Origin of the sequence: Mesorhizobium sp. M1B.F.Ca.ET.045.04.1.1 (assembly GCF_003952465.1) — a bacterium.
GTDB classification, from domain to species: Bacteria; Pseudomonadota; Alphaproteobacteria; order Rhizobiales; family Rhizobiaceae; genus Mesorhizobium; species Mesorhizobium shonense.
Window position 1 is genome coordinate 4203978 of sequence record NZ_CP034448.1, and the last position, 26610, is coordinate 4230587.

At 63.6% G+C, this 26610-nt stretch carries 24 protein-coding genes and 1 tRNA gene; 24 read left to right on the forward strand and 1 reads right to left on the reverse strand.

Translation table 11 applies throughout. The annotated features are described in order from the left end of the window. Positions 1–334 precede the first annotated feature (334 nt). The 23 genes from EJ071_RS20695 to EJ071_RS20810 all read left to right on the forward strand — a co-directional run bounded on the left by EJ071_RS20695 (position 335) and on the right by EJ071_RS20810 (position 25216). Positions 335–700: an NADH-quinone oxidoreductase subunit A gene (locus tag EJ071_RS20695; RefSeq protein WP_126099540.1), complete on the forward strand. Its 366-nt coding sequence runs from the start codon at positions 335–337 to the stop codon at positions 698–700. After that, positions 691–1272 (forward strand): NADH-quinone oxidoreductase subunit B, encoded by a 582-nt coding sequence (locus EJ071_RS20700; RefSeq protein ID WP_013531090.1) that lies wholly within the window; start codon positions 691–693, stop codon positions 1270–1272. Before EJ071_RS20695 ends, EJ071_RS20700 begins: the two co-directional genes overlap by 10 nt. Positions 1273–1276: 4 nt before the next feature. Next, on the forward strand, positions 1277–1882 hold the full coding sequence (locus tag EJ071_RS20705; protein ID WP_126099541.1) for an NADH-quinone oxidoreductase subunit C: 606 nt from the start codon (positions 1277–1279) through the stop codon (positions 1880–1882). A gap of 9 nt (positions 1883–1891) precedes the next feature. Beyond that, positions 1892–3082, forward strand: a complete 1191-nt coding sequence (locus EJ071_RS20710; protein ID WP_126099542.1) for an NADH-quinone oxidoreductase subunit D — start codon at positions 1892–1894, stop codon at positions 3080–3082. 1 nt (position 3083) lies between these two features. After that, complete coding sequence (locus EJ071_RS20715) at positions 3084–4391, forward strand: NADH-quinone oxidoreductase subunit E (RefSeq protein ID WP_126099543.1); 1308 nt, start codon at positions 3084–3086, stop codon at positions 4389–4391. Positions 4392–4401: 10 nt separating this feature from the next. After that, positions 4402–5706 (forward strand): NADH-quinone oxidoreductase subunit NuoF, encoded by a 1305-nt coding sequence (gene nuoF / locus EJ071_RS20720; RefSeq protein WP_126099544.1) that lies wholly within the window; start codon positions 4402–4404, stop codon positions 5704–5706. 74 nt (positions 5707–5780) lie between these two features. Then, positions 5781–6461: an NADH-ubiquinone dehydrogenase gene (locus EJ071_RS20725; protein ID WP_126099545.1), complete on the forward strand. Its 681-nt coding sequence runs from the start codon at positions 5781–5783 to the stop codon at positions 6459–6461. 77 nt (positions 6462–6538) lie between these two features. Further along, positions 6539–8620: an NADH-quinone oxidoreductase subunit NuoG gene (gene nuoG / locus EJ071_RS20730; protein WP_126099546.1), complete on the forward strand. Its 2082-nt coding sequence runs from the start codon at positions 6539–6541 to the stop codon at positions 8618–8620. Between the two features lie 2 nt (positions 8621–8622). Continuing rightward, on the forward strand, positions 8623–9666 hold the full coding sequence (gene nuoH, locus EJ071_RS20735) for an NADH-quinone oxidoreductase subunit NuoH (protein WP_126099547.1): 1044 nt from the start codon (positions 8623–8625) through the stop codon (positions 9664–9666). Further along, complete coding sequence (gene nuoI, locus EJ071_RS20740) at positions 9666–10157, forward strand: NADH-quinone oxidoreductase subunit NuoI (RefSeq protein ID WP_126099548.1); 492 nt, start codon at positions 9666–9668, stop codon at positions 10155–10157. Before nuoH ends, nuoI begins: the two co-directional genes overlap by 1 nt. 125 nt (positions 10158–10282) lie before the next feature. Continuing rightward, positions 10283–10903, forward strand: coding sequence for an NADH-quinone oxidoreductase subunit J (locus EJ071_RS20745; protein ID WP_126099549.1), 621 nt, complete (start codon positions 10283–10285; stop codon positions 10901–10903). A gap of 1 nt (position 10904) precedes the next feature. Beyond that, positions 10905–11213 carry an NADH-quinone oxidoreductase subunit NuoK gene (nuoK, locus tag EJ071_RS20750; protein ID WP_126099550.1) on the forward strand — a complete coding sequence of 103 codons (309 nt, stop codon included), beginning with the start codon at positions 10905–10907 and terminating at the stop codon, positions 11211–11213. A gap of 11 nt (positions 11214–11224) precedes the next feature. Further along, entirely contained in the window at positions 11225–13198 is a 1974-nt protein-coding gene (gene nuoL / locus EJ071_RS20755; RefSeq protein WP_126099551.1) for an NADH-quinone oxidoreductase subunit L, read from the forward strand. Next, on the forward strand, positions 13198–14703 hold the full coding sequence (locus EJ071_RS20760; RefSeq protein ID WP_126099552.1) for an NADH-quinone oxidoreductase subunit M: 1506 nt from the start codon (positions 13198–13200) through the stop codon (positions 14701–14703). The genes nuoL and EJ071_RS20760 overlap by 1 nt, the downstream gene beginning before the upstream one ends. A gap of 13 nt (positions 14704–14716) precedes the next feature. Beyond that, complete coding sequence (gene nuoN / locus EJ071_RS20765) at positions 14717–16153, forward strand: NADH-quinone oxidoreductase subunit NuoN (RefSeq protein ID WP_126099553.1); 1437 nt, start codon at positions 14717–14719, stop codon at positions 16151–16153. Between the two features lie 4 nt (positions 16154–16157). Further along, positions 16158–16979 (forward strand): biotin--[acetyl-CoA-carboxylase] ligase, encoded by an 822-nt coding sequence (locus tag EJ071_RS20770; RefSeq protein WP_126099554.1) that lies wholly within the window; start codon positions 16158–16160, stop codon positions 16977–16979. Between the two features lie 96 nt (positions 16980–17075). After that, positions 17076–18746, forward strand: coding sequence for a ribonuclease J (locus EJ071_RS20775; protein ID WP_126099555.1), 1671 nt, complete (start codon positions 17076–17078; stop codon positions 18744–18746). A gap of 108 nt (positions 18747–18854) precedes the next feature. Continuing rightward, entirely contained in the window at positions 18855–19259 is a 405-nt protein-coding gene (mce, locus tag EJ071_RS20780; protein ID WP_126099556.1) for a methylmalonyl-CoA epimerase, read from the forward strand. Then, a complete protein-coding gene (locus EJ071_RS20785; protein WP_126099557.1) occupies positions 19256–19540 on the forward strand; it encodes a DUF1467 family protein in 285 nt (94 codons plus the stop codon). Before mce ends, EJ071_RS20785 begins: the two co-directional genes overlap by 4 nt. Before the next feature lie 588 nt (positions 19541–20128). After that, a complete protein-coding gene (gene proS, locus EJ071_RS20790; RefSeq protein ID WP_126099558.1) occupies positions 20129–21454 on the forward strand; it encodes a proline--tRNA ligase in 1326 nt (441 codons plus the stop codon). Further along, positions 21454–22740, forward strand: coding sequence for a lipoprotein-releasing ABC transporter permease subunit (locus tag EJ071_RS20795; RefSeq protein WP_126099559.1), 1287 nt, complete (start codon positions 21454–21456; stop codon positions 22738–22740). Before proS ends, EJ071_RS20795 begins: the two co-directional genes overlap by 1 nt. Beyond that, entirely contained in the window at positions 22740–23420 is a 681-nt protein-coding gene (locus EJ071_RS20800; protein ID WP_126099560.1) for an ABC transporter ATP-binding protein, read from the forward strand. Before EJ071_RS20795 ends, EJ071_RS20800 begins: the two co-directional genes overlap by 1 nt. Before the next feature lie 545 nt (positions 23421–23965). Then, positions 23966–25216 (forward strand): site-2 protease family protein, encoded by a 1251-nt coding sequence (locus tag EJ071_RS20810; RefSeq protein ID WP_126099561.1) that lies wholly within the window; start codon positions 23966–23968, stop codon positions 25214–25216. Between the two features lie 237 nt (positions 25217–25453). On the opposite strand, the gene lipB is transcribed toward EJ071_RS20810, so the two are convergent. Next, positions 25454–26197: a lipoyl(octanoyl) transferase LipB gene (lipB, locus tag EJ071_RS20815; protein WP_126099562.1), complete on the reverse strand. Its 744-nt coding sequence runs from the start codon at positions 26195–26197 to the stop codon at positions 25454–25456. 328 nt (positions 26198–26525) lie between these two features. Between lipB and EJ071_RS20820 the strand changes: the two genes are divergently transcribed. Then, positions 26526–26610, forward strand: a tRNA-Leu gene (locus tag EJ071_RS20820).

Sequence of the window (26610 nt, forward strand, 5' to 3'; positions counted from 1 at the left end):
AGGAGCCTTTGCCTCGATCCGTTTACCTGATTTCCAGCCGGTGATTCCAGCCATGCTAGCAGGCAAATGGCGGGAGATATGTCAGGAGAGAAAAGTGGAGTAAAAAGTGAAGGAAATCAAACAGGAGCGGATCGGACCAGTTTCTTCCGATATGGCGTCCAGGGCCGGATTTTGAACAAGGTTTGACTTGCTTCGCCGAAACCGCTGCGCTAACCCTCGCCGCGTCGCAGCATAGGGCCCTTAAAACGGTTCAGCGGGTTAAACTGTCACGCTTCCGCATTAGAGTCCGTTGCTGTAATCAAAGTGAACTGGCCCGCCAAAGGAAAGTCGCCGCATGAGCGCACTCCTGAGTTCGTATCTGCCCATCGTCCTCTTCATCGCGGTGGCGATGGTCGTCGGTCTTGCGCTTATCGTCGCGCCGTTCCTGGTGGCCTACCGCAATCCCGACCCCGAAAAGCTTTCCGCCTATGAATGCGGGTTCAACTCGTTCGACGACGCCCGCATGAAATTCGACATCCGCTTCTACCTGGTGTCGATCCTGTTCATCATTTTCGATCTCGAGGTCGCCTTCCTGTTCCCGTGGGCGGTGTCCTTTTCGAAGGTCGGCATGCTCGGCTTCTGGTCGATGATGGTGTTCCTGGCGGTGCTGACCATCGGCTTTGCCTATGAATGGAAAAAAGGAGCGCTGGAATGGGATTGAACGACAGTTCAGGCACCCTCGTCGCGCCGAAGCCCAAGGGCATCATCGATCCCAACACCGGCAGGCCGGTGGGGGAGGACGATCCCTTCTTCCTCGAAATCAACAATGAGCTGGCAGACAAGGGTTTCCTCGTCACCTCGACTGAAGCGCTGATTACCTGGGCGCGCAGCGGCTCGCTGATGTTCATGACCTTCGGCCTCGCCTGCTGCGCGGTCGAGATGATCCACACCTCGATGCCGCGCTATGACAGCGAGCGTTTCGGCGTCGCCCCGCGCGCGTCTCCGCGCCAGTCCGACATCATGATCGTCGCCGGCACGCTGACCAACAAGATGGCGCCGGCGCTGCGCAAGGTCTACGACCAGATGCCGGAGCCGCGCTACGTCATCTCGATGGGCTCTTGCGCCAATGGTGGTGGTTACTACCACTATTCCTATTCGGTGGTGCGCGGCTGCGACCGCATCGTGCCGGTCGACATCTATGTGCCCGGCTGCCCGCCGAGCGCGGAAGCGCTGCTCTACGGCATTCTTCTCTTGCAGAAGAAGATCCGCCGCACCGGCACAATCGAACGGTGAGCCGATGACCCTGGCGTTGAACGAACTCTCCATCTATCTGGGCGAGAAGCTCTCCGGCCGCATCGGCGAAGCCGTGCTTGCCTATGGCGAACTGACGGTTTCCGTCGAGCCGGACAATTTGATCGCGGTGGCGACCTTCCTGCGCGACGATCCGCGCTGCCAGTTCATCTCGATCATCGACATCTGCGGTGCCGACTACCCGTCGCGCGCCAGGCGCTTCGACGTCGTCTACCACTTGCTGTCGCCGAAGCAGAATGTCCGCATCCGGCTCAAGGTTCAGGCCGACGAGGAAACGCTGGTGCCGTCGCTGACCGCCGTCTATCCCGGCGCCGACTGGTACGAGCGCGAGACCTACGACCTCTACGGCGTGCTGTTCTCCGACCATCCGGATCTGCGGCGCATTTTGACCGACTACGGTTTCGACGGGCATCCGCTGCGTAAGGATTTCCCCCTGACCGGCTTCGTCGAGGTGCGCTACGACGACGAGGCCAAGCGCGTGATCTACGAGCCGGTCGAGCTCAAGCAGGAATTCCGCAATTTCGATTTCCTCTCGCCCTGGGAAGGCACCGACTACGTGCTGCCGGGCGACGAGAAAGCGAAGGCAAATTGAGGCGGCAGAATGGCTGAAACCTCCGTCCGCAACTTCAACATCAACTTCGGTCCGCAGCATCCTGCGGCGCATGGCGTTTTGCGTCTGGTTCTTGAACTCGACGGCGAAGTCGTCGACCGGGTCGATCCGCATATCGGCCTGCTCCATCGCGGCACCGAGAAGCTGATCGAGGCCAAGACCTACCTGCAGGCCGTGCCTTATCTCGACCGGCTCGACTATTGCGCGCCGATGAACCAGGAGCATGCCTTCGCGCTCGCAGCCGAGCGGCTGCTTGGCATCGAGGTGCCGAAGCGCGGCCAGCTGATCCGCGTGCTCTATTCCGAGATGGGCCGCATCATGTCGCACATCCTCAACGTGACGACGCAGGCGATGGACGTCGGCGCGCTGACCCCGCCGCTGTGGGGCTTCGTCGAGCGCGAGAAGTTGATGGTGTTCTATGAGCGCGCCTCCGGCTCGCGCATGCACGCGGCCTATTTCCGGCCGGGCGGCGTGCATCAGGACCTGCCGCAGAAGCTGGTCGAGGACATCGGCGAGTGGATCGACCCGTTCCTGAAGTCGATCGACGATCTCGACGCGCTGCTCACGCCCAATCGCATCTTCAAGCAGCGCAACGTCGATATCGGCACGGTGTCACTGGCGGACGCCTGGGCCTGGGGTTTCTCGGGCGTGATGGTGCGCGGCTCGGGCGCTGCCTGGGACCTGCGCAAGGCGCAGCCTTATGAATGCTATTCCGAGATGGATTTCGACATCCCGATCGGCAAGAACGGCGACTGCTTCGACCGTTATCTCGTGCGCATGGAAGAGATGCGTCAGTCGGCGAAGATCATGCGCCAGTGCGTCGATCTTCTGCTCGGCAAGGAGAGCAGCGGTCCGGTGTCGAACCTCGACGGCAAGGTGGTGCCGCCGAAGCGCGCGGCGATGAAGCGCTCGATGGAAGCGCTGATCCATCACTTCAAGCTCTACACCGAGGGTTATCGCGTGCCGGCCGGCGAGGTCTATGCGGCAGTGGAAGCTCCGAAGGGCGAGTTCGGCGTCTATCTCGTCTCCGACGGCACCAACAAGCCCTATCGCTGCAAGCTGCGCGCGCCAGGCTTCGCGCATCTGCAGGCCATGGATTTCCTGTGCCGTGGCCACATGCTGGCCGACGTCACCGCCGTGCTTGGCTCCCTCGACATCGTGTTTGGTGAGGTCGATCGCTAAAATGTCAGTCCGCCGTCTCGCAGATGCCAGCGTCCAGCCAGCTTCCTTCGCCTTCAACAAGGCGAACACGGCGGCGGCCAAGCAGTGGATCGCCAAATATCCCAAGGGACGCGAGCAGTCGGCCATCATTCCCTTGCTGATGCTGGCGCAGGAGCAGGAAGGCTGGGTCACGAAGGCGGCGATCGAGACGATCTCCGACATGCTCGGCATGCCGCGCATCCGCGGCCTCGAGGTCGCGACCTTCTACACGCAATACCAGCTCAATCCGGTCGGCACGCGCGCGCATATCCAGGTCTGCGGTACTACGCCCTGCATGCTGCGCGGCTCGGAAGCGCTGATGGATGTCTGCCGCTCGAAGATCCATCACGACCAGTTCCACACCAATGACAAGGGCACGCTGTCGTGGGAGGAGGTCGAATGCCTCGGCGCCTGCGTCAACGCGCCGATGGTCATGATCTTCAAAGACACTTTTGAAGACCTGACGCCGGAGCGGCTGGCCGAGATCATCGATCTCTATGAGGCTGGCAAAGGCGCCACTGTAAAGCCCGGCCCCCAGAATGGCCGCACCGGCTCGGAGCCGGCGACTGGGCTGACGACGCTGAAGAGCGAGAAGGCAATTCTGAAGTCGACCCGCGACAAGGAAGCCAAGGCTGCGGCGAAGGCGGCCAGAGAGGCCGCCGCTGCCGCACCGGCAGCCGCGCCGGCCGCCGTCGTCTCGCAGGCACCCGCCGCGCCGGCGCCATCGGCTCCGGTCGGGCCGTCGAAATCCAGCAAGCCGAAGACGGATGCGCCCGAGACCAGCCCGGCGCTGAAGACGCCGTCGCCGGTAAAGGTTTCGCCGGCCACGGAGAAGGCGGCCAGCGTCAGGGCGCCCCGCCATTCCGCCGCCAACGCCAATCAGGCTGATCCGGAAGTCGAAGGGGTTTCAAAGCCGCGCAGCGGGCCGACGATCAAGGCCGAACCGGCTTCCGCCTTCAAGTCACCCGAAACCAAGCAGCCTATCGCCAAAACGGCGAAGCCTTCGCTTGAGGACAAGAACCGCCCGGCCGGCATCGAGCGCCCGGCAACGGTCGACGATCTCAAGCTGATCTCGGGCGTCGGACCGAAGATCGAGAGCACCTTGCATTCGATAGGCATCTACACCTTCGCGCAGGTCGCCGCGTGGAAGAAAGCCGAGCGCGAATGGGTCGACGGTTATCTAAACTTCCGCGGCCGCATCGAGCGCGACGACTGGGTGAAGCAGGCAAAGGCGCTCGCCAAGGGCGGCGTCGCCGAATACATCCGCGTCTTCGGCAAAAAGCCGGTCTGAGGGACGAACCATGCTTCAGGACAAAGACCGCATCTTCACCAACATCTACGGCCTGTTCGACAAGTCGCTGGCCGGAGCTCAGGCGCGCGGCATCTGGGACGACACGCCGGGCCTGATCGCCAAGGGGCGCGACTGGATCGTCAACGAGATGAAGGCGAGCGGCCTGCGCGGCCGCGGCGGCGCCGGCTTCCCGACCGGTCTCAAATGGTCGTTCATGCCGAAGCAGAGCGACGGCCGGCCGAGCTATCTGGTCATCAATGCCGACGAATCCGAGCCCGGCACCTGCAAGGACCGCGACATCCTGCGCAACGATCCGCACACGTTGGTCGAGGGCGCGCTGGTCGCCGGCTTCGCCATGGGCGCGGTCGCGGCCTACATCTATGTGCGCGGCGAGTTCATCCGCGAGCGCGAGGCGCTGCAGCGCGCCATCGACGAGGCTTACGCAGCCAAGCTCATCGGCAAGAACAACACGTCCGGCTACGACTTCGACGTCTATATGCACCATGGCGCCGGCGCCTATATCTGCGGCGAGGAGACGGCGCTGCTCGAAAGCCTCGAAGGCAAGAAGGGCCAGCCGCGGCTGAAGCCGCCATTCCCGGCCAACGTGGGCCTCTATGGCTGCCCGACGACGGTCAACAACGTCGAGTCGATCGCGGTGGCGCCGACCATTCTGCGCCGAGGCGCTGCCTGGTTCTCGTCCTTCGGCCGGCCGAACAATGCCGGCACCAAGCTGTTCTGCGTCTCCGGCCACGTCAACAATCCGTGCACTTTCGAAGAAGCGATGTCGATCCCGTTCCGCGAGCTGATCGAGACGCATTGCGGCGGCATTCGCGGCGGCTGGGACAATCTGCTCGCGGTGATCCCAGGCGGCGCCTCGGTGCCGCTGGTGCCTGCGGAGCAGATCATCGACGCGCCGATGGACTTCGACGCGCTGCGCGACCTCAAATCCGGCCTCGGCACGGCGGCCGTCATCGTCATGGACAAGTCGACCGATGTCGTGAAGGCGATCGCCAGGCTTTCCTACTTCTACAAGCATGAGAGCTGCGGCCAGTGCACGCCATGCCGCGAAGGCACCGGCTGGATGTGGCGGGTGATGGAGCGGCTGGTGCGCGGCGAAGCGCAGAAGCGCGAGATCGACATGCTGCTCGACGTCACCAAGCAGGTCGAGGGCCACACGATCTGCGCGCTGGGCGACGCGGCGGCCTGGCCGATCCAGGGCCTGATGCGACACTTCCGCGGCGAGGTGGAGCGCCGCATCGACGAGTTTTCGCGCAACGCCCACCGGGTCGAGCCGGTGATGGTGGCGGCGGAATAAGATTTGTAAGACGGGCATTGCCCGGGACGGAAAAGCAGGGGCGGGGCGTACGAAGAAACGACCAGGAGATGTCTATGGCGCCGTATTCGATAGCCTACCCGCTGATGCCTTATTGGGACCAACTCGAGAAGATGAACCAGGACCTGACAAAGATGATGCCGAGGGAGATGGCTAGCGCCGTCAACCTCATGGCGCATCCTGTCGCGGGCGCAGCCGCGATGTCGGCGCTGGGCATCGGATTTGCCAATCAGGCAATGGGCGTCTGGATGGGCGCGCTCTCCGGCGCGGTCGAAGCCTCGCAGCGCATGTTCCAACCGTTCCTCGACGATCTCGAGGCGCGGACCGAAGCCGCCAACAATTCGTCCAAGGCGCGCAAGGCGACCGAGACGCTGATCGCCGAGGCGCAGACCTTCGCCAGGGACGTGACCGACATCGCGGCCAACGCCACCGAGAAGGCGCTCGACACTTCAGGCGCCGACACGGTTGCCGGAACGGCCGCGACCGGGCTGATGCCGGAGGATTTCAGGCAGCCCAAGGCGATCGACAAGCCGGGGAAGCCTTCCGACCTGAAGGCGATCTCGGGCATCGGGCCGAAGCTCGAGAAAGTGCTGAACGGTCTTGGCATCTGGACTTATGGCCAGATCGCTGCCTGGACGTCGGAAGAGATCGCCTGGGTCGAGGATTACCTGTCGCTCGCCGGCCGCATCGGCCGCGACGACTGGACCGGTCAGGCGGCGGCGCTGGCCGCCAAGTAGTGAGATGAAATGCCGGGCGCGGCACCAGTCGCGCCCGGAATGAGAGATTGCGGGAAATCCGCGAGGGTTTGAGGCGAATGGCAAAGCTCAAGGTCGACGGGAAAGAGATCACGGTACCCGACCATTACACGCTGCTGCAGGCGGCTGAGGACGCCGGCGCGGAAGTGCCGCGCTTCTGCTTCCACGAGCGGCTGTCGATCGCCGGCAACTGCCGCATGTGCCTGATCGAGGTGAAGGGCGGTCCGCCCAAGCCGCAGGCTTCCTGCGCCATGGGCGTGCGCGACCTGCGCCCCGGCCCGAACGGCGAGCCGCCGGAGATCTTCACCAACACGCCGATGGTCAAGAAGGCGCGCGAAGGCGTGATGGAGTTCCTGCTGATCAACCATCCGCTCGACTGCCCGATCTGCGACCAGGGCGGCGAATGCGACCTGCAGGACCAGGCGATGGCCTTCGGCGTCGACTCCTCGCGCTATCACGAGAACAAGCGCGCGGTCGAAGACAAGTATATCGGCCCGTTGGTGAAGACGGTGATGAACCGCTGCATCCATTGCACGCGCTGCGTCCGCTTCACCACCGAGGTCGCCGGCATTTCCGAGCTCGGCCTGATCGGCCGTGGCGAGGACGCCGAGATCACCACCTATCTCGAACAGGCGATGACGTCGGAGCTCCAGGGCAACGTCATCGACCTTTGCCCGGTCGGCGCGCTGACCTCCAAGCCGTTCGCCTTCCAGGCGCGGCCGTGGGAACTGACCAAGACGGAATCGATCGACGTCATGGACGCTGTCGGCTCGGCGATCCGCGTCGATTCGAGAGGCCGTGAGGTGATGCGTATCCTGCCGCGCGTCAACGAAGCGGTGAACGAGGAGTGGATTTCCGACAAAACCCGCTTCATCTGGGACGGCCTGCGCACGCAGCGCCTCGATCGCCCTTACGTTCGCAAGAACGGCAAGCTCGCCCCGGCAAGCTGGGCGGAGGCCTTCGCGGCGATCAAGGACGAGGTGGGCAAGACCGCGCCTGAGCGCATCGGCGCCATCGCCGGCGACCTCGCCGCGGTCGAGGAGATCTATGCGCTCAAGCTTCTGATGGGCGCGCTCGGCTCGAAGAACATCGACTGCCGCCAGGATGGCGCAGCGCTCGATCCGTCGCTCGGCCGCGCGAGCTACATCTTCAACCCGACTATCGAGGGCATCGAGCAGGCCGATGCGGTGCTGATCATCGGCGCCAATCCGCGCTTCGAGGCCTCGGTGCTCAACGCCCGCATCCGCAAGCGCTGGCGCGTCGGCAACCTGCCGGTCGGCGTCATCGGCGAGATCGGCGACACGCGTTACGACTATGAGCTCATCGGCGCCGGCCCCGAATCCTTGAAGGACCTCGCCGACGGCAACGGCAAGTTCTTCGAGGTGCTGAAGAAGGCGACGCATCCGCTGATCATCGTCGGCCAGGGCGCGCTGGCGCGTGCGGACGGCGCGGCGGTGCTCGGCCAGGCGGCCAAACTCGCCACGGCCGTCGATGCCGTGACGGCCGACTGGAACGGCTTTGCGGTGCTACACAACGCCGCCGGCCGCGTCGGCGGCCTCGACGTCGGCTTCGTGCCGGGCGAGGGCGGCAAGAATGTCGCCGGCATGCTGGGCGAGACGGATCTGCTGTTCCTGCTTGGCGCCGACGAGATCGACATGGCCAAGACCGGCGGCGCCTTCGTCGTCTATATCGGCACGCATGGCGATGCCGGCGCGCACCGCGCCAACGTCATCCTGCCGGCCGCCGCCTACACCGAAAAGTCCGGCACCTATGTCAACACGGAAGGCCGTGTCCAACAGACAAACCGCGCCGGTTTCGCTCCAGGCGAGGCGCGCGAGGACTGGGCGATCCTGCGGGCGCTGTCGGATGTGCTCGGCAAGAAACTGCCCTTCGATTCGCTGGCGCAACTGCGCGCCAAGCTCTGTGGCGAATATCCGCATCTGGCCCGTATCGACCAGGTCCTGGCCGGCAGCGCCGACGACGTCGCCAAGGCGGCGAAGCTCGGCGGGCGGTTGAACAAGGGCACCTTCACCTCGCCGGTGAAGGACTTCTATCTGACCAACCCGATCGCGCGGGCCTCGGCCGTGATGGCCGAATGCTCGGCGTTGGCCAAGAGCGGCTTCAAGCAGGCGGCGGAATAAGCATGGACACCTTCTTCTCCTTCTACGTGCTGCCGGCGCTGCTGATCCTGTTGAAGTCGGTCGTGCTGATCGTCGTTCTTCTGATCTTCGTGGCTTATGTGCTCTATGCCGACCGCAAGATCTGGGCGGCGGTGCAATTGCGTCGCGGTCCGAACGTCGTCGGTCCGTGGGGCACGCTGCAGGCCTTCGCCGACCTGTTGAAATTCGTCTTCAAGGAACCGGTGATCCCGTCCGGCGCCAACAAGGGCGTCTTCCTGCTCGCGCCACTGGTGTCGGCGGTGCTGGCGATCTCGGCCTGGGCCGTCATCCCGGTCAGTCAAGGCTGGGCGATCGCCAACATCAATGTCGGCATCCTCTATGTCTTCGCCATCTCCTCGCTCGAGGTCTATGGCGTGATCATGGGCGGCTGGGCATCGAACTCGAAATATCCGTTCCTCGGCGCGCTGCGCTCGGCGGCGCAGATGGTGTCCTACGAGGTCTCGATCGGCTTCGTCATCGTCACCGTTCTGCTCACCGTCGGCTCGCTCAACCTCTCCGACATCGTGCTCGCGCAGCAGGATGGCCTGGGTACGCGGCTCGGCCTGCCCAACACCTTCCTCGACTGGCACTGGCTGTCGCTGTTCCCGATGTTCATCGTGTTCTTCATCTCGGCGCTGGCCGAGACGAACCGCCCGCCGTTCGACCTGGTGGAAGCGGAATCGGAACTCGTCGCCGGCCATATGGTTGAATACTCGTCGACGCCGTTCCTGCTCTTCTTCCTTGGTGAGTATGTCGCCGTCGTCTTGATGTGCGCGTTGGCCACCATCCTTTTCCTCGGCGGCTGGTTGCCACCGTTCGACTTCGCGCCCTTCACCTGGGTGCCGGGGCTGATCTGGTTCGTGCTCAAGGTCTGCCTGGTGTTCTTCATGTTCTCGATGGTGAAGGCGTTCGTGCCGCGCTACCGCTACGACCAGTTGATGCGGTTGGGCTGGAAGGTCTTCCTGCCGATCTCGCTGTTCATGGTCGTCGCCACCGCGGCCTTCCTCAAGATCACGGGATTTGCGTGATGTCTGCTCTTGCCCAAGCCGCAAAGGCCCTGCTGCTGAAGGATTTCGTCAGCGCCTTTTTCCTGTCGATGCGCCAGTTCTTCGCGCCGAAGGAGACGATCAATTATCCGCACGAGAAGGGGCCGATCAGCCCGCGCTTCCGTGGCGAGCATGCGCTGCGCCGCTATCCCAACGGCGAGGAGCGCTGCATTGCCTGCAAGCTCTGCGAAGCGATCTGCCCGGCTCAGGCGATCACCATCGAGGCCGGCCCGCGCCGCAATGACGGCACACGCCGCACGGTGCGCTACGACATCGACATGGTGAAGTGCATCTATTGCGGCTTCTGCCAGGAAGCCTGCCCGGTCGACGCCATCGTCGAGGGGCCGAACTTCGAATTCGCGACCGAAACGCGCGAGGAGCTTTACTACAACAAGGAAAAGCTGCTCGCGAACGGCGATCGCTGGGAACGTGAACTGGCGCGCAACATCGCGCTGGACGCGCCCTATCGCTGACATTTGACGCATGGACGGGGCGAAGAGCCTCGTCTAATGGAACACCAACTTTGCCAGCCGGAGGCGGCGGCGATATCGAGCAGGGGCGCTGAGCCCAGTGTTCGGACAGGAACCCGGGGAACCCCATGCTGAGTGGACTAGAGGCGGTCTTTTTCTACCTCTTCGCCTTTATTGCCGTGGCGTCGGCCTTCATGGTCATTTCGTCACGCAACCCCGTGCATTCCGTGCTGTTCCTGATCCTGACCTTCTTCAACGCCGCAGGGCTCTTCCTGCTGACCGGCGCCGAATTCCTGGCACTGATTCTGCTCGTGGTCTATGTCGGCGCGGTGATGGTGCTGTTCCTGTTCGTCGTCATGATGCTCGACGTCGACTTTGCCGAGATGAAGCAGGGCGCGTTGCAATACGCGCCGATCGGCGCGCTGGTCGGGCTGGTCCTGGCGGCGGAACTGATCGTCGTGCTCGGCGGCTACAGCTTCGCGCCGCAGCTTGCCTCGACGGTGGCGAAGGCAACGCCGGATATCGCCACGCGCTCCAACACGGCAGCGCTCGGCGACATCCTCTACACGGACTACCTCTATTACTTCCAGATCGCCGGCCTCGTGCTGCTGGTCGCCATGATTGGCGCCATCGTCTTGACGCTGCGCCACAAGGAAGGCGTCAAGCGGCAGTCAATCGCCGCCCAGGTCGGCCGCACGGCTGCGACGGGCATGGAAATCCGCAAGGTCAAGTCGGGCGAGGGTATCTGAGATGGTCGTCGGCATCGCGCATTATCTGACCGTATCGGCGGTCCTGTTCACGCTCGGCGTGTTCGGCATCTTCTTGAACCGCCGCAACATCATCGTCATCCTGATGTCGATCGAGCTGATCCTACTTGCGGTCAACATCAATTTCGTCGCCTTCTCGGCGGCGCTGCATGACCTCGTCGGACAGGTGTTCGCGCTCTTCGTGCTGACGGTCGCCGCGGCCGAGGCCGCGATCGGACTTGCCATTCTTGTCGTCTTCTTCCGCAACCGGGGCTCGATCGCGGTCGAAGACGTGAACCAGATGAAGGGTTGACGGGAACAACCATGTACCAGGCCATCGTCTTCCTTCCGCTGCTTGGCTTCCTGATTGTCGGCCTGTTCGGCAATTCGCTCGGCGCCAAGGCTTCCGAATACATCACCTCCGGCTTCCTGGTCATCTCGGCGGTGCTGTCTTGGATCGTCTTCTTCACCGTCGGCTTCGGCCATGGCGAGGTGTTTACCGTGCCGGTGCTGCGCTGGATCCAGGCCGGCGGGCTCGACGCCGCCTGGGCGCTCAGGATCGACACCCTCACGGTCGTGATGCTGGTCGTCGTCAACACGGTGTCGGCGCTGGTCCATATCTATTCGATCGGCTACATGCACCACGATCCGAACCGGCCGCGCTTCTTCGCCTATCTGTCGCTGTTCACCTTCGCGATGCTGATGCTGGTGACGGCGGACAACCTGGTGCAGATGTACTTCGGCTGGGAAGGCGTCGGCCTCGCCTCCTACCTGCTGATCGGCTTCTGGTACAAGAAGCCGTCCGCCAACGCCGCCGCAATCAAGGCCTTCGTCGTCAATCGCGTCGGCGACTTCGGCTTCGCACTCGGCATCTTCGGCGTCTTCGTGCTGTTCGGCTCGGTCAATCTCGGCACAGTCTTTGCCAACGCAGCCTCCTTCCTGCCGGCCGAAGGCGCGCCGGAAGGCGCCGCGGTGCTCAACTTCCTCGGCCATGCGCTGGACAAGCATATCGCGCTGACGGTGGTCTGCCTGCTGCTCTTCATGGGCGCCATGGGCAAGTCGGCGCAGGTGCCGCTGCACACCTGGCTGCCCGACGCCATGGAAGGTCCGACGCCCGTCTCGGCGCTGATCCATGCCGCGACCATGGTGACGGCCGGCGTGTTCATGCTGGCGAGGCTCTCGCCGCTGTTCGAGCTGTCGCATTCGGCGCTGACCGTCGTCACCTTCATCGGCGCCTTCACCGCCTTCTTCGCGGCGACCGTCGGCCTGGTGCAGAACGACATCAAGCGCGTCATCGCCTATTCGACCTGCTCGCAGCTCGGCTACATGTTCGTGGCGCTCGGCGTCGGCGCCTATGGCGCGGCGATCTTCCACCTGTTCACGCATGCCTTCTTCAAGGCGCTGCTGTTCCTCGGCTCGGGCTCGGTCATCCATGCCGTTTCCGACGAGCAGGACATGCGCCAGATGGGCGGGTTGAGGACGCTCGTTCCCAAGACCTACTGGATGATGGTGATCGGCACGCTGGCGCTGACCGGCGTCGGTATCCCGGCGACGGTGATCGGCACCGCCGGCTTCTTCTCCAAGGACGCCATCATCGAGGCATCCTTTGCCAGCCACAACGCGGTCGCGGTCTTCGCCTTCGTGCTGCTCGTCATCGCCGCCTGCTTCACCAGCTTCTATTCCTGGCGGCTGATCTTCATGACCTTCCATGGCGAGCCGCGGGCGAGCCACGAGATCATGCATCACGTGCATGAATCGCCGCCGGTGATGCTGGTGCCGCTCTATCTGCTGGCCGCCGGCGCGCTGTTTGCCGGCATCCTCTTCCACGGCGCCTTCATCGGCGAGGGCTATGCCGAGTTCTGGAAGGCTTCGCTGTTCACGCTGCAGGACAACCATATCCTGCACGAGATCCACGAACTGCCGCTATGGGTGGAACTGGCGCCGTTCATCGCCATGGTCATCGGCTTCGCGGTTGCCTGGAAGTTCTACATCCGCTCGCCGGAACTGCCACGGAGCGTCGCCGCCAACCACCGCCTGCTCTACGGCTTCCTGCTCAACAAGTGGTATTTCGACGAGCTCTACGACTTCCTGTTCGTGCGGCCGGCGAAACGCCTCGGCCGGTTCCTGTGGAAGACCGGTGACGGCGCCGTCATCGACGGGCTCGGCCCCGACGGCATCTCGGCGCGCGTCGTCGACGTCACCAACCGGGTCGTCAAGCTGCAGACCGGCTATCTCTATCACTATGCTTTCGCCATGCTGATCGGCGTGGCCGCTCTCGTCACCTGGATGATGCTCTGATGACCGACTGGCCAATCCTCTCGCTGGTCACCTTCCTGCCGCTGGTTGGTGTTCTGCTCATTCTGCCGATCAGCGACGACAGCGAAAACGCGCGCCGCAACATCCGCTCGATCGCCTTCATCACCACGGCGTTCACCTTCGTGGTGTCGCTGTTCATCTGGAAGGGTTTTGACAATTCGCAAGCCGGCTTCCAGTTCGTCGAGAAATTCGCCTGGCTGGATTCGGGCATCTCCTACCACATGGGCGTCGACGGCATCTCGATGCTGTTCGTCATCCTGACCACGTTCCTGATGCCGCTTTGCATCCTCGCCTCCTGGGATGCGATCGAGAAGCGGGTCAAGGCCTACATGATCGCCTTCCTGATCCTCGAGACGCTGATGATCGGCGTGTTCTGTGCGCTCGACATCGTGCTGTTCTACGTCTTCTTCGAGGCGGGCCTGATCCCGATGTTCATCATCATCGGCGTCTGGGGCGGCAAGCGGCGCGTCTATGCCTCGTTCAAATTCTTCCTCTATACGCTCGCCGGCTCGGTGCTGATGCTGCTCGCCATCATGGCGATGTTCTTCCAGTCCGGCACGACCGACATCACCACGCTTCTGACGCACAACTTCCCGGCCAGCATGCAGACCTGGCTGTGGCTCGCCTTCTTCGCCTCCTTCGCGGTGAAGATGCCGATGTGGCCGGTGCACACCTGGCTGCCCGATGCGCACGTGGAGGCGCCGACGGCGGGCTCGGTCATCCTGGCCGCCATCCTCCTGAAGATGGGCGGGTATGGCTTCCTGCGCTTCTCGCTGCCGATGTTCCCGCTGGCGTCCGAGATGTTCGCGCCGCTGATCTTCACGCTCTCGGTCGTCGCCATCATCTACACCTCGCTGGTGGCGCTGATGCAGGAGGACATGAAGAAGCTGATCGCCTATTCGTCGGTGGCCCACATGGGCTTCGTCACCATGGGCACCTTCGCGATGAACCAGGAAGGCGTGCAGGGGGCGATCTACCAGATGCTCAGCCACGGCCTCGTCTCCGGAGCGCTGTTCCTGTGCGTCGGCGTCATCTACGACCGCATGCATACGCGTGAGATCGACGCCTATGGCGGGCTGGTCAACAACATGCCGAAATACGCCACCGTGTTCATGATCTTCACAATGGCCAATGTCGGCCTGCCGGGCACCAGCGGCTTCGTCGGCGAGTTCCTGACCATGCTCGGCGTGTTCCGGGTCAACACCTGGGTGGCCTTCTTCGCAGCCACCGGCGTGATCCTGTCGGCGGCTTACGCGCTCTGGCTCTACCGCCGGGTGATCTTCGGCGCGCTGACCAAGGAGAGCCTGAAGAACCTGCTCGATCTCTCGACCCGCGAGAAGGTCATCATCTACCCGCTGGTGGCGCTGGTCATCTTCTTCGGCGTCTATCCGGCGCCGGTGTTCGACGTCACGACGCAGTCGGTGAAGGCGCTCGTCACCAACGTCACCGCATCCATCAATTCCGCGCAGACCGCGGCGGCGAACTGACTGGGGAAATACCATGACGCCGGACCTTCTCTCCAGCCTTTCGCTCTCGACACCGGAGCTGATCCTCGCTATCGGCGCGCTGGCGCTTTTGATGGTTGGCGCCTATTCGCGCTCCAACAACACCATGACGGTAACCGGCCTCGCGGTCGCGGTGCTTGTGATCGCCGGCCTGTGGCTGGCCTTCTCCGCTGGCCAAGGGACCGCCTATGGCAGCGCCTTCGTTCAGGATTCCTTCGGCCGCTTCATGAAGATGCTGGCGCTGATCGGCTCGGCGGTGACGCTCGTCATGTCGATGCGCTTCGCCAGGCAGGAGCATTTCGACAAGTTCGAATATCCGGTGCTGATCGTGCTCTGCACGCTCGGGATGATGCTGATGATCTCGGCCAACGGCATGATCGGGCTCTATCTCGGGCTCGAGCTGCAGTCGCTGGCGATCTATGTGCTGGCGGCGATCAATCGCGACAATCTCCGCTCGACCGAAGCGGGCCTGAAGTATTTCGTCCTCGGCGCGCTGTCGTCGGGCATGCTGCTTTACGGCATCAGCCTAGTCTACGGTTACACCGGCAATACCGGTTTCCACGAGATCGCGACGGCACTGGGCGGCGGCGAGCGCCAGCTCGGCCTCGTCTTCGGCCTGGTCTTCGTGCTCGCCGGGCTTGCCTTCAAAATCTCGGCCGTGCCGTTCCACATGTGGACGCCGGACGTCTACGAAGGCGCGCCGACGCCGATCACCGCCTTCCTGGCGGCGGCGCCGAAAATGGCGGCGATGGCGCTGATCGTGCGCGTCACCATGGGCGCCTTCAAGCCGATCGCCGCCGACTGGCAGCAGATCGTCGTCTTCATCTCGATCGCCTCGATGGCGCTCGGCGCCTTCGCGGCCATCGGCCAGACCAACATCAAGCGCCTGATGGCCTATTCCTCGATCGGCCATATGGGATACGCACTGGTCGGCCTTGCCGCGAACAGCCAGGCCGGCGTGCGCGGCGTCGCGATCTACATGCTGATCTATCTGGTGATGACGCTCGGCACCTTCGCCTTCATCCTCGCCATGCGGCGCAAGGAAGGCAATGTCGAACAGATCGGCGACCTCGCCGGCCTTGCCTCGACCAACCCGATCATGGCCACCATCCTCACCATCCTGATGTTCTCGCTGGCCGGCATTCCGCCGCTCGCGGGCTTCTGGGGGAAGTGGTACGTGTTCCTCGCCGCCATCAACGCGCATCTCTATGCGCTGGCGATCATCGGCGTGCTGGCTTCGGTGGTGGGCGCCTATTATTACCTGCGCATCATCAAGATCATGTGGTTCGACGAACCTGTCGGCGGCTTCGTGCCGATGGCGAGCGAGTTGCGCCTCGTGCTCGGCGTCAGCGGCGCCTTCGTGCTGTTCTACGTGCTGATCGGCGGCCCGATCGGCAGCTATGCCGAAGCCGCCGCAAAAACCTTCTTCTGACCGGATGGCATTTCGGCTGGCTCCAACCGCGGCTTCGGAAGGGTTCCGGCTCGAGGCCCATGACAGCGTCGGCTCGACCAACGCGCTGGCGCTGGAGCATGCGCGGGCCGGCGATCCGGGGAAACTCTGGGTGGTCTCGAAGAAGCAGGAAAGCGGGCGCGGGCGGCGTGGCCGCGCCTGGGCGACGCCTGAAGGCAACCTGGCGGCAACGCTGCTCCTGGTTCCTGGCGGCGAGCTACGGCTCGCCGCGACGCTCAGCTTCGTCGCCGGGCTCGCCCTGGCGGACGCGCTCGACGCCATAGTCCCGAAAGGGCGGATTGCCGTCGGCTTGGACGGCGGCAGCGAAGGCCGTAACCGCTTCGAGCTGAAATGGCCGAACGACGTTCTTGCCTCCGGCGCCAAGCTTGCCGGCATCTTGCTGGAATCGGCGATGCTCGAAGGCGGCCGCTTTGCCGTCGCTGTCGGCATCGGCGTCAATGTCGTGGCTTACCCGCAGGATTTGCCGTATCCGGCGACATCGCTCAAGGCACTGGGTGCCAGTTGCGATGCCGAGACGCTGTTCCTGGCGCTTTCGGATGCCTGGAGCGAGAATTTCAGATTGTGGGATGACGGTCGCGGGCTCACCGCAATCAGGAAGCGCTGGCTGGCGCGCGCGGCCGGGCTCGGCGGCGAGGTTGCTGTCAGAATTGACGGCAATGTGGTGCGCGGCGTCTTCGAGACCATTGACGAGGACTGCCGTTTCGTGATCCGCGACGATGACGGATCTGTTTTGACGATCGCGGCCGGCGACGTGCATTTCGGCGCGGTCGCGTCGGCGCGGATATAGTTTTGTTTTTGCGCTATTCCGGACGGAGAACGGTGACACACTTTTCCTGGAATTGCTCTAACGGCTTGGCCTGACCGGCCAGGAAGGAAAGAATTCATGGCGGATAGAGAAAACGCCGAACTTGTGTTCGCGCCGCTCGGCGGTGTCGGCGAGATCGGCATGAACTTCGCCCTCTACGGCTACGGGCCGGCAAACGCGCGCGAGTGGATCGTCGTCGATGTCGGCGTCACCTTTCCCGACACCGCGCATCCGGGCGTCGATCTCATCCTGCCCGACACGCGCTTCATCGAGGAGAATATCGACGGTTTGCGCGGCATCGTCATCACCCACGCGCATGAGGACCATTACGGGGCGCTGCTCGACATCTGGCCGAGGCTCAAGGTGCCGGTCTGGATGACGCCGTTCACAGCCGGCCTGCTCGAGGCCAAGCGGCAGGGCGAGCAGGGCGCGCCGAAGATCCCGGCAACGATCTATCGGGCGGGCGAGAAGTTCACCATCGGGCCGTTCGAGATCGAGGCCATCCCGGTCGCGCACTCGATCCCCGAGCCGATGTCGCTGGCGATCACCACGGCGGCCGGCACGGTGATCCACACTGGCGACTGGAAGATCGACCCGGCGCCGACGATCGGGCCGAAGACCGACGAGGCGCGCTTCCGCGCCTATGGCGACAAGGGCGTGCTGGCGCTGGTCTGCGATTCCACCAATGCGCTGAGGGAAGGGGACTCGCCCTCGGAAGTGGCGGTCGGCGAGGGCCTCAAGGGCGTCATCGAGAACGCCAAGGGCCGGGTCGCGGTCACCACATTTTCCTCCAATGTCGGGCGCATCGTCTCGATCGCCAGGGCGGCGCGCGATGCCGGGCGGCAATGCCTGGTGCTCGGCCGCTCGCTGAAGCGCGTCATCGATGTCGCGGGCGAGCTCGGCTATATGGACGGGTTGCCGGAATTCATCACCGAAGAGGATTACGGCTTCATCCCACGGGAAAACCTGGTGATCATCTGCACCGGCAGTCAGGGCGAGCCGCTGGCAGCATTGGCGAAGCTGTCGCGCGACGAGATGAAGTCGGTGGCGCTGACGGCCGGCGACACGGTCGTGTTTTCCTCGCGCACCATTCCCGGCAACGAAAAGGCGATCCTCGAGATCAAGAACCGGCTGATCGACCTCGGCATGAAGATCATCGAGGACGGCGACGCGCTGGTGCATGTCTCCGGCCATCCGCGCCGCAGCGAATTGCGCAAGATGTATGAGTGGGTGCGGCCGCAAATCGGCGTGCCGGTGCATGGCGAGGCGGCGCATCTGGTGGCGCAGGGTTCGCTGATGTCGATGTCGGGCATCGGCCAGGTGGCGCAGGTGCGCGACGGCGACATGCTGAGGCTCTGGCCCGGTCCCGCCACGATCATCGACCAGGTGCCGTTCGGCCGTCTCTACAAGGACGGCTTTCTGATCGGCACCGACCAGGCGATGGGAATACGCGACCGGCGCAAGCTGTCCTTCGCCGGCCATGTCGCGGTCAATGTCGTGCTCGACGACAAATACGAGCTTGCCGGCGACCCCGACCTGGTGGCGATCGGCGTCGCCGAGGCGGATGCCAGCGGCGAGACGCTGGAAGACCTGATGCTCGATGCGGCAATCGGCGCGGTGGACTCGATCCCCCGCCAGCGCCGAAAAGACCTCGACCTGGTGCAGGAGGCCGTACGCCGTGCCGTGCGTGGCGCCGCCAACGAAGCCTGGGGCAAGAAGCCGCTGGTGACGGTGTTCGTCACCAGATGAGGGAGTAGGAGGTAGGCAGTAGGCAGTAGGGAAAAGGTGATGGGTTTGTAACTCGCCCACTTTGTTCTTCCCTACTGCCTATTGGCTACTGCCTTGAGGAAAATGACAATGCTCGGACGCCTGAACCATGTCGCGCTTGCCGTGCCGGATCTGGCGGCGGCGACCGCGGCCTATCGCGATACGCTGGGCGCGCGGTTGAGCGAACCGCGGGCGCTGCCGGAACATGGCGTGACGGTGGTGTTCGTCGATGTCGGCAACACCAAGATCGAGCTGCTGGAGCCGCTGGGCGATGCCTCGCCGATCGCCGCCTTCCTGGAGAAGAATCCGTCGGGCGGCATGCATCACGTCTGCTACGAGGTCGACGATATCCTCGCCGCGCGCGATCATCTGAAGGCGAGCGGCGCGCGCGTGCTCGGCGACGGCAATCCAAAGATCGGCGCGCACGGCAAGCCGGTGCTGTTCCTGCACCCCAAGGATTTCTTCGGCACGCTGGTCGAACTGGAGCAGGCATGAACTGGGTTTCGTTTATAGCGCTGTTCTTCGTCACCTGGTGGCTGGTGCTGTTTGCCGTGCTGCCGTTCAGCCTGCGCACGCAGGACGAGGACAAGGACGTGACGCTGGGAACGGTTTCGAGCGCGCCACGCGGGCCGCATATGCTGCGCGCGGCGATCCGCACGACCATCGTCACCGCCATCGTGATCGGTATTTTCTACGGCCTGACGAGGGGGCTCGGCCTCGGCTTCGACGACATTCCGCACATCGTACCGGACTTTAGTCATATCGACGGCCACTAAATCTAAAACTAAAGTCCCTGGCGAGGTTTCTGCAAGTATTAAGCAGCAGCCACGCGCGGTGGTTGAAATCGGAACCCGGCTTCCGATTTCAACGGCCGACGCAGCGTAATGCCGTTTGGCAGCTTGTCGTGCTAAGCAGATGATTGCACAAAAAAAATGCAAGGCACGAGGCCTTGCAATTTAAACGCGTCCGATCCGTTTCCGGTGTCCGGCGGCAGCGAGTTACCGCGCCTAGATCGCATCCTCCCAAGACTTTGACCGCGTAGGAGAGCAGATTTTTCTCCGCCCTCTCGGTTATCGGCGCACACTAGACCAAGGCAGGTGAAAATGTCACGAAGAATTTTGCCTTCAAACGGGCAATATCGTGCTGCACTGCACAATAGTGCGGCAGGGCTTGCTTGTGAATCGATCAAAAAGCCGGATGCGGCACTTTGTGATCAAAAACGGCGTTTTTGGTAAGGTGCAGAAGGCCCCGATACTTTGGGGCGCTCGGGTTTCCATTCGGTCATGAAATGGCTATGAAGCCCGGGCAAGCAGCCTCGGTTGCGCCGATTCCCGCGCCGCCATTTTTCAGTCACGGACCAGTCCATGCGTTTGTCGCGCTACTTCCTGCCCATTCTCAAAGAAAACCCTCGCGAGGCCGAAATCGTCTCGCACCGGCTGATGCTGCGCGCCGGCATGATCCGCCAGCAGGGGCAGGGCAGCTTCTCCTGGCTGCCGCTCGGCAAGCGCGTGCTGGACAAGGTCTGCCAGATCATCCGCGAGGAGCAGAACCGGGCAGGCGCGCTGGAAATCCTGATGCCGACCATCCAGTCGGCGGACCTCTGGCGCGAGAGCGGCCGTTACAACGACTACGGCAAGGAGATGCTGCGCATCAAGGATCGCCAGGACCGCGACATGCTCTACGGCCCGACCAACGAGGAAATGGTCACCGAGATCTTCCGCGCCTACGTCAAATCCTACAAGGACCTGCCGCTCAACCTCTACCACATCCAGTGGAAGTTCCGCGACGAGGTGCGCCCCCGCTTCGGCGTCATGCGCAGCCGAGAATTCCTGATGAAGGACGCTTACTCCTTCGACCTCGATTTCGAAGGCGCGAGAGCCGCCTACAACCGCATGTTCGTCTCCTATCTCAGGACGTTCACGCGCATGGGCCTGCAGGCCATCCCGATGCGCGCCGACACCGGCCCGATCGGCGGCGACCTCAGCCATGAGTTCATCATCCTGGCCGAAACCGGCGAGAGCCAGGTGTTCTGCGACCGCGCCTATCTGTCGCTCGACGTGCCCGGCGCGGACACGAACTTTTCCAACGATGGCGAGATCGGCGGCATCGTGAAGAAATGGACGACGCCTTACGCCGCCACCGACGAGATGCATGACGAAGCGGCCTGGGCGAATGTCGCTGAAGGCGACAGGCTCTCGGCGCGCGGCATCGAGGTCGGCCACATCTTCCATTTCGGCGAGAAGTATTCGAAGCCGATGGGCGCCAAGGTGACCGGGCCCGACGGCAAGGACCATTTCGCCTCGGGCGGCTCCTACGGCATCGGCCCGTCGCGGCTGGTCGCGGCGATCATCGAGGCCAGCCATGACGAGAACGGCATCATCTGGCCGGAAGCAGTGGCGCCGTTCGATGTCGGCTTGATCAACATGAAGGTGGGCGACGCCGAGTGCGACCGCGTCTGCGACGAGCTCTACGCGGCGCTGAGTTCAGCCGGCAAGGACGTGCTCTATGACGACACCGACCAGCGGCCGGGCGGCAAGTTCGCCACCGCTGACCTGATCGGCCTGCCCTGGCAGGTGATCGTCGGACCGCGGGGCGTTGCCGCCGGCGAGGTCGAGATCAAGAACCGCAAGTCGGGCGAACGCGAGACGCTGCCGATCGCGGAGGCCAGGAAACGCTTGGGTATCGCCTGATGAGCGAAGCGGCGGCAGCGGCCAGATCGCCGGCGGGCGCCTTTTCAGGCTTCGAGCGCATGGTGGCGTGGCGCTACCTGCGTTCGCGGCGCAAGGAGACGGTGATCTCGGTGATCGCCTCGATCTCCTTCCTCGGCATCATGCTGGGCGTCGCGACGCTGATCGTCGTCATGGCGGTGATGAACGGTTTTCGCGCCGAGCTGCTGACCCGCATCCTCGGCGTCAACGGCCATCTCATCGCGCAGCCGCTGGATTCGCCGCTGGAGGACTATGCGCAGGTAGCGAGCCGCATCAATGGCGTTGCCGGCGTCAAATACGCCATACCGCTGATCGACGGCCAGGTGCTGGCGCAAGGCAATGTCGGCGGCGGAACCGGCGCGCTGGTGCGCGGAATCCGCGGCGAGGACCTTGCCAAGATCGCAATCGTCTCCAGCAACATCAAGCAGGGAACGCTTGACGGCTTCGATGCCGGTGAGGGTGTGGCGATCGGCAAGCGCATGGCCGAGAATCTCGGCCTCGTCCTCGGCGACACCATCACGCTGATCTCGCCCGAAGGCGATGTCACTCCGCTCGGCACGACGCCGCGCATGAAGGGCTATAAGGTGGCGGCGATCTTCGAGGTCGGCATGTCGGAATATGACAGCTCGATCGTCTACATGCCGTTTTCCGAGGCGCAGCTCTATTTCAACATGGACGGGCGGGCGCAGACCATCGAGATCTATGTCGACAATCCCGACAATGTCGATGCGCTGAAGTCGCTGGTCGAGCAGGCGGCGCAACGGCCGGTCGATCTCGTCGACTGGCGCCAGCGCAACGAGACCTTCTTCTCGGCGCTGCAGGTCGAGCGCAACGTCATGTTCATGATCCTGACGCTGATCGTGCTGGTGGCGGCGCTCAATATCATTTCCGGCCTCATCATGCTGGTGAAGGACAAGGGCCACGACATCGCCATCCTGCGCACCATGGGAGCGTCGCGCGGCGCAATCCTGCGCATCTTCCTGATGACCGGGGCCGCGATCGGCGTCACCGGCACCATCGCCGGCGTGCTGCTCGGCGTCGTCATCTGCCTCAACATCGAATCGATCCGCCAGTTCTTCTCCTGGATGACAGGCAGGATCCTGTTCAATCCCGAGCTCTATTTCCTTAGCCAGCTGCCGGCGAAAATGGATCCGCGCGAGACCACCTATGTCGTCATCATGGCGCTGGCCCTGTCCTTCCTGGCGACGGTGTTTCCGGCCTGGCGGGCGGCCCGGCTCGATCCGGTCGAAGCCTTGAGGTACGAGTGATGGCCGACGCCATTATCGAGCTGAAGGGCGTCGAGCGGCATTATGTCCAGGGGCCGCGCAAGCTCACCATCCTGAACGGCGCCGACTTCTCGCTCAGGCGTGGCGAGATGGTTGCGCTGGTGGCGCCATCTGGCACCGGCAAGTCGACGTTGCTGCATACGGCGGGCCTGCTCGAGCGACCGGACGCCGGCGATGTGGTTCTTAACGGCCGCGCCTGCGGCCGGCTCTCAGATGATGAACGCACCGCGATCCGCCGCAACGATGTCGGCTTCGTCTATCAGTTCCATCATCTGCTGCCGGAGTTTTCCGCACTCGAAAACATAATGATGCCGCAGCTGATCAAGGGGCTTCCCGCCAAGGAGGCGTCCGAACGGGCGGCGCAGCTTCTCGACTACATGCAGATCGGCAAGCGCGCGCAGCACCGGCCGTCGGAGCTTTCCGGCGGCGAGCAGCAGCGCGTGGCAATCGCACGCGCCGTCGCCAATGCGCCGCTGGTGCTTCTGGCCGACGAGCCGACCGGCAATCTCGATCCCGCGACGGCTCACTACGTCTTCGACGCGCTCGAAGCGCTTGTCAGGCAGTCGGGGCTGGCGGCGTTGATCGCCACCCACAATCACGAGCTGGCCGCCCGTATGGACCGACGTGTGACGTTGGCCGAGGGCAAGGTGGTGCCGCTGTAGGGTGTACCGAGATTCAGATGAGGCCGGCCTGCAAATGGCGGCTTCCTGCGCTTCCGGTGCTCACGTACTTTAAGTACGCTCCGCTCCGGTTCTCGGAAACCACCATTTTCGACTCGGCCTGACCTGAATCTCGGTACACCCCGGCCTGCGATTGTCTGGTCGCCTTCGGCATTTGGCCGTCGCAGTTTTTCGCCCGTCAACCTTTCCTTAACCGTGCTCAAACGGACCGTCCGGATTCGCCTGGCGCGCCGCTCCCTGATCCGTTGACATTCGAACAAAATTAGAACAAATTACGAACATACCAACAACAGGAGAGAGTTATGGCCGATCTGGTTCAGGATGTCGTCTCGCTGGTTTGCATGAGCACCTTTCTCATTTCCATGGCGATCTGGATTGGCGCCATGTGATCAGGCGGTTCGCCGCCGCTTCCTCGGGTGGGCAAAAGGCCCGCCCTCTGTTTGGGACGGGCAAGGCCCCGCCCATTGTTAAGTCTTTCTTGGCCGCGCCGCCGCTAGGCTGCTTCCCGAAGAAGGGAGCAAAAGGCAGTGTCGGTCATCGCCACGGTCACTCTCGTGGCCGGAAATCTCGGACTGATCTTTCTGTTGATGACGGCGCCGCTCGGGCTGCGCACCGTTCGTGTCAGCCGTCTTGTGGCGGCTGACGGCAATCGCCTCTGGCAGGCGCTTTGGCCGTTCGGCCAAGACGCCGCCTGGTCGGGCAAAATCCTGTCAGCCGAACCGCTGGACGGCGAGGGGACGGCGCTGATCAGACTGTCCTGGGAAGGGCGGGATGGCCGGCCGATCGAACGCAAGTCGCGGTTCGACGATGTGGTGGAAGGCAGCCGCTTCTCGATGCGCATCATCGAGGACACGGCGCTCGATCCTTCGTTCTGGGCCGACTATCGCGAAACCACCGAACTCGTCCGCGAAGGCAACGCGACGCGGGTCACGCTGACGCAGACGGACCACTATCGTGGCGTCGCCTTTCTGATCTTCCGCTACTTCGCCATGCGCCGCGAGCTCGCCAAGCTGCAGGTCTGGGCGAGAACCGGAACCTATCGCAAGGGCGGCTGGTTCGAGCATCCGGTGAGCCAGATCGGCTTTGCTGTACTTTCGGCCTTCATCCTGTGGCCGTTCTTCGGGCTGAACCTCGGCGGGCTGGCGCTGGCCGCCATCCTGACCTCGGTGGTCGCACTGCACGAGCTCGGCCATATGGCAGCGTTCCGCCTTACGGAACATCGCCGGGCGCGGATGATCTTCATCCCGTTGCTCGGCGGCATCGCCATGGGCGGCAGGCCCTATGACAGCCGCTTCGAAGTCGCTTTCGTGGCGCTGATGGGCGCGGGCTTCTCCGCTTTCCTTGTGCCTCTGCTGATCGCCGCCAGCGGCTTCGCCGGCAGCGAGGGGCATCGCCTGGCGGCATTGCTGCTGGCGGCGCTTGCCGGCTGCGCGTCTCTGTTCAACATCGCCAATCTGGTGCCGGTATGGAAGTTCGACGGCGGCCAGGTGCTGCGCCAGATCTGCCCGGGGCCGCTCGCGCTGGCGCTGGCCTCCTTCCTGCTGCTGTCGGCCCTGCTGGCGCTCGGCTGGCGCGCCGGTTTCCCGCCCAGCTTCCTGCTCATCGCCGGCGCGGTGTTCTCGATGCTCAGCCTCATCACCGTGGGAAGCGGCGTGAAGCCGCGTCATGAGCTGAGGCCGATCCGAGCCTTCGATCGCCTGGCCATGGCCGGCGCGCTGCTCGCGGTCTTTTCCATTCATGGCTATGGCGTGCTGTGGGCTTCGGCGAAGCTGATGTAGGGCGTGTTGAGATTCAGGTCAGGCCGAGTCGAAAACGTTGGGTTCCTGCGCTTCCGGCCTTCGCCGGCCGAAGCACTCATGAGTGGCATCACAGTTGAGGCTACGGCCGGCGTAGGCCGGTGCTCACGTACTTAAGTACGCTCCGCTCCGGTTCTCGGAACCCAACTTGTTTCTTCGCTTCGCGCCCGTCTTCGACTCCGACTCGGCCTGACCTGAATCTCAGCACATCCTAGGGAGTCAGCCTGCCTTTCGGGCCAGTTCGGCGACCAGGACGGCGGCAGATCCGAACACGTCCTCGAAGGCGGATTTCAGCGCGAGGTCGAGGTCGGCCATGGTGACGGGCAGGCCGAGGTCGACGAGGCTGGTGACGCCATGGTCCGAGACGCCGCACGGCACGATGCCGCTGAAATGGGAAAGCTCCGGCTCGACATTGATGGCGATGCCGTGAAAACTCACCCAGCGCCTGAGCCTGATGCCTATTGCCGCGATCTTGTCCTCGGCGGGCGAGCCGTCGGGCAGGGCAGGGCGATCCGGCCGCACCACCCAGACGCCGACGCGGTCCTCGCGCCGCTCGCCGCGCACGTTGAAGGCGGCGAGTGTTTCGATAATCCATTGCTCGAGCGCGGCGACGAAGGCGCGGACATCCTCGCGCCGGCGCTTCAAGTCGAGCATCACATAGGCCACACGCTGGCCGGGGCCGTGATAGGTGTATTCGCCGCCGCGGCCGGCGGCAAAGACCGGGAAACGGTCGGGCTCGATCAGGTCCTCGATACGCGCGCTGGTGCCGGCGGTATAGAGCGGCGGATGCTCGACCAGCCAGACCATCTCGCCGGCGGCACCGCTGCGGATCGCCTCGGCGCGCGCCTCCATGAAGGCAAGCGCGTCGGGATAGGAGGTGAGGCCTGGCTCGATCACCCATTCGACCGGCGCCGAACCGGGAAGGGGCAGGAACGACGTGGCGATCTGGCTGCGTTCTGTCATGGCGCGTCTCTCCTGAGGCGCGCCATGACCGGAACCGGATCCAGGCGGGCTCAGATGTGTATTGTGCCCCAAAAATCCGTCAACGGCTTCGGGCGACATGCAATTGCCCTTCATATGGCGGCAATCGACAAAAACGTCCAGTTCCGCCAGCTCGCGGCGAGGCTGTGGAGCATTGTGCCGGCAGCTTTGTGTTGTGCATGTCGTTCTCGCAAAACCGCTGCGCACTTTTGGGCGACATGCATTAGCGAATATTCCGCACGGCGCACTTGTTTCGCCGGAAACGATTTGCTACAGGCCCCGGGCCGGACGGTTCCGGCTCCTACCACGTGCGGTCGTGGCGGAATTGGTAGACGCGCAGCGTTGAGGTCGCTGTGGGGCAACCCGTGGAAGTTCGAGTCTTCTCGACCGCACCA